This window comes from Shewanella xiamenensis (assembly GCF_014647135.1).
GTDB lineage: Bacteria > Pseudomonadota > Gammaproteobacteria > Enterobacterales > Shewanellaceae > Shewanella > Shewanella xiamenensis.
In genome coordinates this window covers 123,852-136,994 of sequence record NZ_BMOP01000008.1, presented here as the reverse complement: position 1 = coordinate 136,994, position 13,143 = coordinate 123,852, and the positions used below count along the sequence as shown (strand labels likewise).

11 protein-coding genes are annotated in these 13,143 nt (G+C 49.4%); 8 read left to right on the top strand and 3 right to left on the bottom strand.

Features of this window, described 5'->3' with window-relative positions; genetic code table 11:
- Positions 1-18: 18 nt before the first annotated feature.
- Positions 19-1,377: an isochorismate synthase gene (locus IEY09_RS09695; protein WP_188870861.1), complete on the bottom strand. Its 1,359-nt coding sequence runs from the start codon at positions 1,375-1,377 to the stop codon at positions 19-21.
- Between the two features lie 419 nt (positions 1,378-1,796).
- Here IEY09_RS09695 and IEY09_RS09690 point away from each other — a divergent pair, with 419 nt between their 5' ends.
- From IEY09_RS09690 to IEY09_RS09655, 8 genes are all read left to right on the top strand, one after another.
- Positions 1,797-4,016 (top strand): TonB-dependent receptor plug domain-containing protein, encoded by a 2,220-nt coding sequence (locus IEY09_RS09690; protein WP_188870860.1) that lies wholly within the window; start codon positions 1,797-1,799, stop codon positions 4,014-4,016.
- Position 4,017: 1 nt separating this feature from the next.
- On the top strand, positions 4,018-5,382 hold the full coding sequence (locus tag IEY09_RS09685; protein ID WP_188870859.1) for an ATP-binding cassette domain-containing protein: 1,365 nt from the start codon (positions 4,018-4,020) through the stop codon (positions 5,380-5,382).
- Positions 5,372-6,055 (top strand): energy-coupling factor transporter transmembrane component T, encoded by a 684-nt coding sequence (locus IEY09_RS09680; protein ID WP_069453932.1) that lies wholly within the window; start codon positions 5,372-5,374, stop codon positions 6,053-6,055. The genes IEY09_RS09685 and IEY09_RS09680 overlap by 11 nt, the downstream gene beginning before the upstream one ends.
- Positions 6,052-6,594, top strand: coding sequence for a hypothetical protein (locus tag IEY09_RS09675; protein WP_037428350.1), 543 nt, complete (start codon positions 6,052-6,054; stop codon positions 6,592-6,594). Before IEY09_RS09680 ends, IEY09_RS09675 begins: the two co-directional genes overlap by 4 nt.
- Before the next feature lie 15 nt (positions 6,595-6,609).
- Positions 6,610-7,347: a DNA-binding protein gene (locus IEY09_RS09670; protein ID WP_037428353.1), complete on the top strand. Its 738-nt coding sequence runs from the start codon at positions 6,610-6,612 to the stop codon at positions 7,345-7,347.
- 7 nt (positions 7,348-7,354) lie between these two features.
- Positions 7,355-7,597, top strand: coding sequence for a hypothetical protein (locus IEY09_RS09665; protein ID WP_055647188.1), 243 nt, complete (start codon positions 7,355-7,357; stop codon positions 7,595-7,597).
- Between the two features lie 217 nt (positions 7,598-7,814).
- Entirely contained in the window at positions 7,815-9,005 is a 1,191-nt protein-coding gene (locus IEY09_RS09660) for a cyclic di-GMP phosphodiesterase (RefSeq protein ID WP_037428357.1), read from the top strand.
- A gap of 104 nt (positions 9,006-9,109) precedes the next feature.
- Entirely contained in the window at positions 9,110-9,745 is a 636-nt protein-coding gene (locus tag IEY09_RS09655) for a paraquat-inducible protein A (RefSeq protein WP_188870858.1), read from the top strand.
- Between the two features lie 42 nt (positions 9,746-9,787).
- Here IEY09_RS09655 and IEY09_RS09650 read toward each other — a convergent pair whose 3' ends face one another.
- Complete coding sequence (locus tag IEY09_RS09650) at positions 9,788-10,093, bottom strand: DUF3240 family protein (RefSeq protein ID WP_099457210.1); 306 nt, start codon at positions 10,091-10,093, stop codon at positions 9,788-9,790.
- Entirely contained in the window at positions 10,090-13,143 is a 3,054-nt protein-coding gene (locus IEY09_RS09645) for an efflux RND transporter permease subunit (RefSeq protein ID WP_172588281.1), read from the bottom strand. The genes IEY09_RS09650 and IEY09_RS09645 overlap by 4 nt, the downstream gene beginning before the upstream one ends.

Genomic DNA, 13,143 nt, shown 5'->3' with positions numbered 1-13,143 from the left:
GGCATCAGTGTTAAATGTTCATAGCTCAATCAGAATCGACATTATCGTTGCAAGTTTATTCTCTAGCTCTTGCCACTCAGCCTCGGGATCTGAACCTGCAATAATGCCCGCACCCGCAAACAGATTAATTTTACCTGGCTCAATCAATGCACTGCGGATGGCGACTGAAAACTCACTCTCATCTTGATTAAAATATCCGCAAGCACCAGCGTACCAGCCTCGCATATAGCCTTCCCGCTGGCGAATGAACTTCATTGCAGATTCTCTAGGGAGGCCTCCCACCGCGGGTGTAGGATGCAGTGCTTGTAACAGCTGAAAATCGTTCACGCCGGGCTTTAACTCGGCACGAATAGCGCGGTGCAGATGCTGAATATGATTTAACTTAAAGATTGTGGCCGCTTCTTCTGCACCGACATACTGACTCAAAGGCGTGAGCATATTGACTATGTGACGGCGAACAAGCTGATTTTCAACACTATTTTTATTGTCTTCCAGCAGCGCATTGGCTAGCGCTACATCTTCTTCTTTATTTAATCCGCGAACTGTCGTGCCCGCTAATGCCTCGGTAAACAATTGTTGCCGACGACGACGAAATAAGCGCTCTGGGGAGCAGGAGATATAAGTACGCTCAGGGCTAAATTGGAATCCAAATTGAAAGCTGTTGGGGTTACGGCCTTGCCAGCAGGCTAATACCATCCAAGGATCAACTTGCTCGTTAACCTTAAGCTCTGTCAAACGTGAGAGAACGACCTTGGGTGTATCTTGATTAAATTCAGGCTCAACGACTTGTTCGACTAAGGTTTTCCAACGAGGAAAGTCCGGAATATCTTGGCGGCTCTCTAGGGTGAGTTTATTGGGTGGCGCCAAGGGGCGTGCTGGCATAACCGCTTCAATAGCGGCAATAGCAAGGTCGATCTCATCGATAGGATTGTTATCGGCAAAATTAAGATTTACCCGCAAACTAAACTGATCTGCACTGCGTCTAAACTCGATTCTGGGTAGTACAAATCGGCTATTACCAAACTCAGGCCAAGATTCAATGCTGCGGTCAAAGGCTACACCGCCATAGTATCGAATGTCTGGATTGCTAGATAAAACACGTTGCCGTTCGTAAACACTGGCCAGCTCGTTATCCTGGACGCCAGTTTCAAATTTTATGTCTTTACAAGCACCTATGGCTGCAACTTCTTCAATTTTGTCACGCCCATGCCAGTAGATGCGTGGATACTGAGTTTGTGATGCCAACCATGAAATCAAAGGAATAGAGACAGTCGTTAAAGATAGCTGCACTATCGGCTCCGACGCTGGAACCTGTTTCATTTGAATGAGTTTGTCGATGAGAGACTTAAGGTCTTCAGACAGGGCATGAGCAGGCAAGTAAAACTCCAAAGATAACGGAATGAAGGTAGTGGCTGAAGTTCCGGTTCTCAGCGGTGAATATGAACTAGGTTAATGCATTCTTTTTAAAGTCATTTACACCAAGTTGATTAGAGCGTGTAAATAAGAATCTTTCGCTCAAATTAAAGGCCGAGGCCGTCAGTGTCAAGAAGCAAGCCATGAGTGTGTGACTTTTACCATAGTCTCATTTTAAGACGCAAAAAAATGTGACCAAGATGGGTCTTTTTGTCGATACCGTTGCCAGTGTTGGACATTTTGTCTCTTTGTGACTAAAGGTGTGTTCCATTTGCCGTAATTAGTCGATCTGGGTTGGTTTTTAATTTTTTTTTGGTTGAGACGGAATTATCTAAGACCACAATAGGGGGCACATCTTAAATTTCCTGTATGACAACAATAATATGATTACCAGACAAACGATTTTTAGAGTGTCGTCCTTAGCGTTAGCGATTGGGCTCAGTTTAACTGCTCACGCCGATGAAATCGCCCGCGATCCCCTGCTAAATGTGAATGAAGTGATTGTAGTCCATGGCGAAGGCGCCGATGCGGAGCAATTGGCGACCACTCATTGGAGCATCAATGAGGCCGAAATCCGTGCTTTGGGTGCGCAGACATTAGACCAAGTGCTGAAGAATGTGCCCGGGGTTTATATCCGTGTGGGTGGTGATGGCACCCCTAGGGTTGATATACGTGGTTTTAAGACTCGCCATGTCACTTTACTGGTCAACGGCGTACCTATGAGCAGTGCCGATGATGGGCAGTTCGATCCGAGCGTGATCCCAACTAGCCAAATTGCCTCGGTTGAAGTGTCGGTTGGCCCGACTTCAGTGCTGTACGGCCCAAGCGGTGCCGGCGGGGTGATCAATATTATTACTAAGCAAGGCAGCACAGCGCCCGCCTTGTCTGGACGTGTAGAAGCGGGTAAAGACAATACCTTTAATGGCGACATCAGCGCCGCAGGTTCGGGTGATGACTGGCAGGGATTAGTGAGTGTTAGCCGTCAACAGACCGATGGTTTCCCGATGTCGAACGATTTCGAGCCGACCAAATATCAAGACGGTGAACTGCGTGCCAACTCAGATAAAGAAGTCACCAACGTTTATGCCCAAGGTAGTTACTGGTTATCGGATAAGACCCAACTGATTGCCAACGCGGCACTGCGTAATGGCGAATGGGGCAAACCTGCCCGTGATGGAACTGGCAGTGGCAAACTTAAGTATGAGCGCACCGACGATTACGATTCACATACCTTCCAGCTCGGCTTAGCCCATCAGTTCGACGATACTTTTACCCTGCGTGGTTTTGGCTATCACAATCAAAGCGATACCTTAGAAGCCGCTTATGCCGATGAAACTTATTTGGCATTAACGCAAACTCAAGACGGTCGCTCCGTGGTTCAAGGGGTCAATTTACAGCTGATCACTGATTTTCATAAGGCCGGGCTGTTAACCACCTCTGTGATTGCTGAAGAGCAGAGCTGGAAGTCTGTAGTGGACACATACTCCAGCAATACTGGTAGTGGTACGGGGAATAACTCGGGCACTGGTTCAGGTTCCGGCAGCGGCTCTGGTAGCGGTGGCGGAACAGGTTCTGGCGGTGGCACTGGCAGCGGCGGCGGAACAGGTTCCGGCGGTGGTACTGGCAGCGGCGGCGGAACAGGCTCTGGCGGTGGCACTGGTAGTGGTGGCGGAACAGGTTCTGGCGGTGGCACTGGTAGTGGCGGCGGAACAGGTTCCGGCGGTGGCAATGGTAGCGGTGGCGGTTCTGGCGGCGCTGAAAACCTAAATGATTCTGCATGGTTATATACTGCGGCGGCCGAATATCAGTATCAATCTGAGCACAACTACGGCGTTACCTTAGGTGGAGCTTTCCATTCACTCGATGCCTCTGATGGCACGGATGATAACTACTCGGCAATGGCGTCAAGCTACTGGCAAGTGGTACCCGATTCACGTTTAAGCCTAAGTGTGGCACGTAAAGTCCGTTTCCCTTCCATGGTGAACTTGTACTCGCAATCATCGGGTAACCGTGATTTAGAAGCAGAAGAGTCTAAGCATGTTGAGTTGGGTTTAGAGCAAAACTTACCCGCCAGTACCGACTTCTCGCTCTATGGTTTTTACACCGATGCGAAGAACTATATCGCCAAAGATACTGCGGGTTTCTACCAAAATATGGGACGCTATGAGTTCAAAGGGGTTGATTTCCAGATTAACAATCATGCGATTGAGCATTTAGATCTGAGCTTCTCTTACAGCTTCCTAGACTCGAAAGAAATGGAAGGCGACGATACCTTAGATGCACTGCAATACCGTCCTCGTCACCAGCTGCGCTGGCAAATGAGCTACGAATTCCCATTCGAGACACAAGTCCACCTCAATGTGGAACGTATCCTCGATCAGGTTTATGCGACTCAGGTGAAAGTGAACGGTCAGAACCAGTATCAACAGCAGTCGCTGGATAACTACACCTTAGTGGATATCAACTTAGTGCAGCCGCTGATCACCGATAAGTTAGACGTGTATCTGCGTGCCACTAACCTATTGGATGAGAACTACTACCAGAGTGAAGCCTTGCCTCAGGCTGGCCGTCAGTTCTTCGTGGGTGTGAACTGGCAGATTTAAGATGAAATTACTCGAGCTCGACGGTGTCAGCTTTAACTATGGCAGCCAGCTAGCCCCGGTTTTACAGGAGCTTAAGCTCTCGATTGGCGCAGGCCAATGCCATTGTGTGAGTGGGCCCACGGGCTCGGGTAAATCGAGTCTATTAAATCTACTGGCGGGCGTGCAGAATCGCCCGCATGAGGGCGATATTTGGCGTCACCCCGAGTTGGTTACTGGCTTAGTGATGCAAGATCCGCAAACTCAGTTACTGCGGCAGACTGTTGGGGCCGAAGTCGCCTTCGCCTTAGAGAATCTCGGCATCCCAGCCGAGAATATGTTACCTAAAGTGCAGTTAGCGCTGCGACGCGTCGGGCTGTTTTTACGGCTCGACACCCCAGTCAGCACCCTTTCTCTCGGTCAAAAATACCGTTTGATGATTGCCGCACAGTTGGTGTGTGAGCCGCATTTACTCTTGCTCGATGAGCCATGGGCGCAGCTCGATGACCATGGTGTGAGTGAGCTGTTAGCGGTATTACGCAATCTAATTGCCGAAGGCATGGCATTGGTGTTAGTGGAGCATAATGCGGCGGCCTTTGCCGAGATTATCCAGCACTATTGGCAATTAGAGGCAGGCCGTTTATCCGAGGGGATATATACCGTCAGCGATGCCACCGTGCAGGAAGCGCCAGTGAGAGCTTGGGGAAGTACACATCACTTAGGCAAAGTACAGGTGAGCGCCGAGGCGTTTGATTTCTGCTTCGATGGTTGTCAGCCCTTGTTTAGCTGTCCACAAGGGTTTGAATTGCACGCCGGCGAGATAGTGACCTTAGTCGGGGATAATGGTGCGGGTAAAACTAGCCTATTAAAATCCATCGCGGGCATGCTGCACCTAAAGTTGCGCTTGCCGCTCAAGGTGTTGGGCCGTAAGCCTAAACTCGGTGTATATGGCGCCGAGTTAGGGTTATTGCTGCAAAGGCCGAGTCGACAACTGTTTGAAACCAGCGTGCTGGCCGAGATGCAGTTTAGTTTGAATCGTTTCGAACTGCCTAAAGAGCGTGCCGAGCAAATGCTGCTCGATCTCGAATTGAGTGCGCTGGCCGAACAGTCGCCTCATAAGTTGTCCTACGGTCAACAGCATCTTATTGCCTTGGCATCATTAGCCTGCTTGCAGCCTAAGGTGTTGCTACTTGATGATCCACTCGCGGGCATGGATAAAGAGTACTATCGCAAAGTATGGTATCTGCTCAAGCGCCTCAGTGCGCAGGGTTGCGCCATTCTAATGAGTAGTCACAGAGTAGTCGTGCATAGTGCCGTGTCTCGGCAACTCAGTTTACACAATGGGTTGTTGACGGAAGACACTCTGATGGAGGAGCGCTATGTGGGTTAGTTGTCGTCGATGGCGACTACGTGCCCGCCGGCGTTGGAGTCGCGAGAAGCAAGAAACTACGCTATGCGCGCTGTCGCTGTTTTTCGTCTGCGTACTTTCCGCCTGCGCTTTTGTATTGCCCGCCGATTTATTGCTGCCGCTGGCGGCCGTGAATGGCTTGCTAGTGCTCCATGGCTTAGCGCGCCGGGGCAGTATTATGGGCGTGGTTAAACTCGGTGTGATTCAACTGACGATTACTTTAAGTCTTTATTTATTGCTCTATGGCGTTGATCACCTCGCCCAAGGCGCCGTGGTGGTGGGACGCATTATTTTAGCGACTATCCCCGGCTGGTGGTTGTGTATCACAGCGGCGCCCGAGCGCATTGGCGAAGTATTAAGTGCATTTTTGCCGAGCAAATGGGCCTTTGTGGTGGCCGCATCTTTGAGTTTGCTGCCCTATATGGCGGATGAAGTGCGCGAGATTTATCAGATCCAATGTCTGCGAGGCGCGCGTATTACCCCTAAGGCGCTGCGAAATCCTAAAAATTGGCCTGAGCTAGTGTATTGCGTGCTGTTTCCTGTATTAATCCAATTACTTAAATTATCTCGCCAGATGGCGGTTGCGGCCCAGAGTCGTCACTTTGGCAAGAGTACGCGTGTCACCCATTGGCACTCACCGAGAGACAAAAAATGAAGAAAAAACTTCCTCTGAGTTTGCAGGACTCGCTGTTTATTGGTTTTTGCGCCACTTTGCTGGTGGCATTGACGAGTATGTTAAGGCTTAAGCTCGGGATTTCTGGCCATAGCATGTTTTTGATGAGTTTCTTCTATTTGATTTGCTACGGCGTACTTGGGCGTTTTGGTAGCATGATTGCCTGTGGTGGTGTTGCAGGGCTAGTCGCGATGGCGCTCGGTGTTGGTAAGGGCGGCCCAATGATTTTATTGAAGTTTATCTTACCTGCTATTGCGATGGATCTGGTGGCCTTGTTGCTACCTCTCACCTTAAGCCTGCACTGGCGCTGCGTGATTTTAGGCATTGTTGGCTGTATGGCCTGGGCGGTCAAAGTGGCTCTGACCAATGCGCTGGCGGGCATGGCGCTCGATGTTGTACTGATCCAATGGGGTGCTAGCGTGCTTAAGGGTGGATTTTTTGCCACCTTAGGTGCCCTGCTGGTGCCTCCCGTGCTGCATAGGCTTAAGGCCCATGACCTCCTCCACCGTGACAAGTTTTAACTGCTAGGAATACCGATGAAAAATTGGCTTATTTGTATCGATGATACCGACGACATTGGCACTAAAGGCACAGGCGAGATAGCTGAGGAAATTGCACATTTGCTCGCGCAAAACTCGGGTGGCAAGGCTTCCTTTGTGACGCGGCACCAATTATTTGTGCATCCTGATATTCCTTACACCTCTCACAATAGCGCCATGTGTTTTGCGTTGCAGTCGCCGTTATCACAGGCCGAGATCTATCGTCTGGCGGTCGCGCATCTGGTGGCTGAATCTGCACCTAAGGCAGATCCTGGGATTGCAATTTTGGATGTCGATTCGGACTATGATGTGAACGCGCTGATAGACTTTGGGCTCAGAGCCAAGTGTGAAGTCATTACCAAAGCGGCCGCCTATCAGCTTGCTGAGCAGTTACAGATTCATCTGACTGAACACGGTGGTACTGGTCAAGGTGTGATTGGTGCTTTGGCTGGGCTTGGATTGCGGTTAATGGGCAATGATGGGCGAGTGAAGGGCCAAATCAAACTCGGTCAACTTGAAGAGGTTTCCCTTGAGCTACCTGTGGCGGATATCCTCGAACAAACCGGCTTGGATGCGGTGATGAGTACCGATAAATACCGCTTGGCCGCAGACGAAAAAGTCCAACTCAAAGGCAAAGTAAAAGCTGTCTATCTTGAACATCAATTTGTTTTATTAGTCGCGAAGGACGGTGAGCTGTGGCGTAATGCTGGCAAGCAAGCCTTGCAGGACTATTGAGGTGGGAATGGATCAAAAGTTACTCAAGCTGTTTGAATATGAGACTGAACGTTGGATTTTTCGGGCGGGTTTACAGCAATATTCAGAAGCAAGGCGGGCGGCGCGGTTGTGCACTCATTTTGCTCCAGATGATGAAGATGAGCAGATAGATGATGATCTTCATTCCTGCTATAACTGCCAATATCGCCGTTGGATGGTGGCAAGCTTCGAATGTGTAATATTAAAAAATGCTATATTATTAGACGATTAGCTCGCTCTTGAGCAATGGCATAGGATTCTACTGGGTTTTTGTCTTGTTCTTTGATGCTAATCATCAAAGCATATGGTGCTTTTATCTTCCTCAGCATAGAATGCGCGTTATACTGTCCTATACTTCCAGGAAGTAAATAACGGCATCGTGCGCCCAATAGTGCGGCATGTTACGTAGTCGATAGCAGTAATATTCTCTATGCCTTGGGGTTGCTAGTATGAGTGAGTCGGCAGAATCGGTTGACCTAATCAAATTGCCAGTGTCGAAATTGACGCTGGGAATGTTTGTCACAGCAATTGACAGAAATGATCAGGGCCGGTTGGCAATTGCAAATGCTGGACAAATCAAGCACAAGGACTCGATTCTAAAATTATCAAAGAGTGGCATCAAATATGTTTGGGTCGATACGGAGCGTTCGGCTGAACATTGTGGTTTTAAACGTAAAGCCAGCAACGATAGCCTATCAGAAGTTAAAAAATCCCTACTGACCCGTGAGAAGCAACAAGCGCAGGCGAAGGTCATTTTGACCGAAGCGAAGGATCTCATTCGCAAAGTACTCTCAGAAACATTCGAGGGTAAAGCGATTGAAGTCGCTCCTTTTGAAGCACTTGCTGACAGCATGATCGAGTCAGTGTTGTTGGATGAAGACGCCCTAAAGTGTATGTCAGCACTGCGCACTAAAGATGCTTATCTGTTAGAGCACTCAGTGAATGTCGCCTTCCTGCTCGTTACTTTCGGTAAATACCTTAAACTCGACCGCGCTATGTTAAGAGAAATGGCGGTGGGCGGCATTTTGCATGATATTGGCAAGATTAAGGTTGACAATAAAGTCCTGCATAAACCGGGCAAGCTCACGCCTGAAGAATTCGAGCATATGAAGTTGCATCAAGTATATGCACTTGAAATAATGAATGAAACCAAAGGTTTGTCGCAGATAAGCAAAGATATCTGCCTAATGCACCATGAAAAATTAGATGGGCGGGGCTATCCAAGGGGATTAAAGGGAGATGAGATACCTCGCCACGGTCGGATGAGTTGTATTGTCGATATATTTGATGCCTTAACCGCGACGCGTTGCTACAAAGAGGCCATGAGTCCTGCGGCCGCCTTTAAGATCTTACTGAGCTTGACGCCATTTCACTTAGATCAAGAGCTGGTTTATGAGTTTATTCGTTGTATCGGTGTATATCCTGTAGGCTCTTTAGTCGAATTGTCCGATGGTCGAGTTGGTATTGTTTGGACCTCCAAGGATAGAGATGCATTACATCCAATTGTGAAGTGTTTTTATTCTCTAAAAGCAAAGCGTTACACTGAAGTCGCCATGGTAGACCTTCTTAAATCAGACCTTCACATTGAGCGAGGCGTATCGCCAAGCTCCTTAGATATAGATCCATCACCCTTTTATTGATTGCCCAAGTTGCACTTGATATCTACCAAGATCTTAAGTGCCATTCATTGCCCCCGCTGCGCCAAAAGCCTTACACTGGGTGAAAGTTTGCTTTGGGCTCAGTTATGAACAGTGTTCGTCAATCTCTCCTTCCCATTCTCGTTATTCTGCTGTCTTTGGCGTTGTTAATTCCCGGCGTAACTCAGCCCATTTTGAGCCTTAACGGCAGCATAAATAAGGCCAAATTAGCCGAACAGGGGATTGAGCAGGTTGCCCAAAGTTTCGATGAAGACTCGGGGCGCGACAGTGCCCGCGGCATGTTGAATATGGTTAGTGGCCTGTTGGGGCTAAATAACCTTAAAGGTGAGGTCCAAGTATTGCAGCAAACCCGTAGTATTTGGAGCACAGTCACCGAATTATATAATACTGGCAATGGCTTAGTTGCAGGACTGGTGATGCTGTTTAGTATCATTATCCCTGCGGTAAAACTCAGCTTAATGTTGGTACAACAAACCGTGAGTTCGATTGCGCTGCAGTGGCGTATTCATCATCTAGTGTCTGCGCTGGCGAAATGGTCGATGGCCGATGTGTTTGTGGTGGCTCTGATCATTACCTTTTTGGCGGGTAATGCCTCGGGTGGTATGGGTGAAATGCTTAAGACCAAGGCGGAGTTTGAGAGCGGATTTTACTTCTTTACCGCCTATTGCGTCCTCTCCATCGTCAGTGGTTACTTAGTGCGTCGTCCAACACCGATTCTGTAGTCAATCAAAGGGCATACAGCAGGTTCCGTATGCCCTTTATCGTTAGGAAAGCGTGCCGTTTTGATAGATGGGCATAATCCAATAACGGCAACGGTTGTGTTTACAGACCTTTGCTAGTGCTTCAAGCAGGGCGCTTTGCTGGCTTGCAGGGTGCATAATCTCAAACTTACAAAACTCCCGATAACCTTCCACCTGTTCCTTGATATTGAAATGGCTGTGCTCTCGGCTAAATCCGCAAATATTGCCCAAGCTAAAGCCGGATAAAAACTCCAACTCAATCAGAGTGTCGACTATATCGTCCTTGATATCGTTTTGGGCGATCAGGACTAGCAGTTGTTCGGTGCTCATCGGCGTTTCTCCAGCCAAAAATACAACATGGGCAGTAAATACAGGGTCGTAATGGTCGATGTGAGCAAGCCACCGATCACCACAATGGCCAAGGGTTTTTGGATTTCAGCACCAGGGCCCGAGGCGAACACTAAGGGGATCAAACCAAACATGGCGGTGGTGGCCGTCATCAGAATGGGTCTGAGTCGCCGCGCGGCACCCTGTTCGACTCGCTCCCTGAGGCTGCCAAATAAGTATTTGGTTTGTTCGTAATAACTGACCATCACTACGCCGTTAAGCACCGCGACACCGAGCAGGGCGATAAAACCTACTGAAGCGGGCACCGAGAGGTACTCCCCCGAGAGATACAAGCTGACGATACCGCCCATCATAGCGAACGGGACGTTAGCGAGGATTAATCCCGATTTTGCTAGCGAGCCGAAGGTGGTGAATAAAATCAAAGTGATCAGTGCGATAGCTATGGGGATCACCAGCAACAAATTGCTGGTGGCGCGCTGCTGGTTTTCAAACTCGCCACCGAAGCTGACGCTATAGCCGCTGGGTAGTTTGATTTCCTTGGCGATTTTGCTGTTAAGCTCTTCCACAAAGCCCACAATATCCCGCCCTTGAACGTTGGTGGTGATTACCGAAAAGCGATTTCCCTGTTCCCGCTCGATCAGGATTGGGCCCTGTTTATAACTCAATACCGCCACGTCACTTAGGCGTTTCAGGGAATGATCTGGCATTACCAATAGCTGATTTTGCAGTTCGTTGATATTGCTGATCTGCGCCTGATTATTGGCGATAAGCACAGGCGTGCGCTTCTTCCCTTGCAGCACCTCGGTGACGACTACGCCTTCGAGTTGGCTCTTGAGGTAACGGGCAAACTCCATAGTGCTCATCCCAAACCCACGGGCGAGCTCGTTATCTAAGGTGAGATTGATAAAGGGGCTGCCTTCAATCATTGCCATCTTAACGTCGACGCTGCCCTGAGTGGCGGTGACCAGTTGCTCTATCTCTCCGGTGAGTTTGCCTAAGGTCTCGATATCATTACCGAATACTTTAATCGCGACATCCCCGATACTGCCTGTGAGCATTTCGGAGACACGCATCTGTATCGGTTGCGTAAAGTTAAAGTTCACGCCGGGATATTTAAGCAGCACAGTGCGGATGGCATCGATAAGCTGCTCTTTAGTGGCAAAACGCCATTCGCTGCGTGGGGCCAGTTCTAAAAACACATCGGTTTCGTTCAATCCCATGGGATCTAAACCAATCTCATCGGCACCAGTGCGTGCCACCATCTGTTTGATTTCGGGGATTTGGCTTAGCAGTGTTTGCTGGATCTGTTTATCGATAGCGATGGAGGCGTCGAGGGAAATCGAAGGGGATTTCTCTAACTGGAGAATGATGTCGCCCTCATCTAAGGTCGGCATAAAGGTTTTCCCCACCAGACTAAATAGGCCCAGACTGACGATCAGCAAGCTAAAGGCGGTGAGCATAAAAGGTTTTTGCCAACCAAAGCAGGCTTTTAGGCTTCCAAGGTAAAGATGCTTGAGCTTTTCGATGGCCTTAGGTTCTTTCGCGGCCTTTTCGTTAACGAGATACGAGGCAATCACGGGGATCACGGTCAGCGATAACACCAGCGCCGACAGCATGGCAAACACTATGGTGATGGCGACTGGGGTAAAGAGTTTGCCTTCTAAACCACTGAGGGTGAGCAGTGGCGAGAACACTATGATGACGATAACAGTGCCCGATACTACGGGAATGGCGACGTCTTTGGTGGCGCGAAAGATCAAGTGTAAACGCGGCAAACGCTGTTTAGTGGCGATTAAATTCACCATGTTTTCAACCACGACCACGGAGGAGTCCACCAACATGCCGATAGCGATAACGAGGCCTCCAAGACTCATCAAGTTAGCGGAGAGATTGAAGTAATCCATCATCAAAAAGGTGAACAGTGCGGCTAGCGGTAGCGACAGGGACACCACTAACGCGGCGCGCACATTACCTAAAAACAGCGCCAGCAATACGATGACCAGCACTACGGCCTCGAATAGCGCATTGGAGATAGTCTCAATAGCGGTATTGATCAGGTTAGCGCGGTCGTAAAAGGTGTTTATCTGGCTGCCTTCGGGGAGAGTCAGGCTGATTTGCGCCAGTTTTTCCTTAATGTTGTTAACCACTTGTGCCGTATTGGCGTCCTTGAGGGCAATGATTAAAGCTTCGGCGGTTTCGTTGCCATCCTTAGTGACGGCGCCGTAGCGTGCAAGGTGGCCTATCTGGATATCGGCGAGATCCTGCAAGCGATAGACTTTGGCATTATCGGCTTTGATCACTAGCAGTTTAAGCTCGTCGATATCATCGATGCGTCCCTCGGAGCGCACTATGATGGTGTCTGTACCTATGGTGAGCTTACCGGCACCTTCGTTGTGATTATTCTCCACAATTGCCTGTTGTAGCGCGGCAAAGCTCACACCCGCAGCCGCCATCGCCGCAGGATTGGGGCTGATGCTAAAACTCTTGGCATAACCGCCGAGGATATTCACATCGGCAACACCCGGCACTGTGCGCAGCAGCGGCCGAATTTCCCACTCGAGTAATTGACGTCGCTCCAGTAGGGAAAGATTGGGGTTTTCGAGTGAAAACATAAAGATTTCACTGAGCGGCGTGCTCATGGGCGCCACACCGCCACTCACACCTTCGGGAAAACTGTCCCAGACCGCGGAGAGGCGCTCGCTCACCTGTTGGCGCGCCCAATAGATATCCGTGCCTTCTTCAAAATCGAGGGTGATATCGCTAATGGCATACTTAGTGGTCGAGCGTAGAATCGATTGCTGCGGAATGCCGAGCAGCTCGGTTTCAATCGGGACGGTAATCTGGGCCTCGATTTCCTCCGGCGTCATGCCGGGAGCCTTGAGGATGATCTTCACTTGGGTTGGGGAAATATCCGGAAAGGCATCCAAGGGAATGGCAAACCAAGCTCGTGCGCCAGCCAACATGAGGATCAGCGCCACAATCAGCACAAAAAGTCGCTGAGTGAGCGAAAAACGGATCACAGAGGTGAGCAT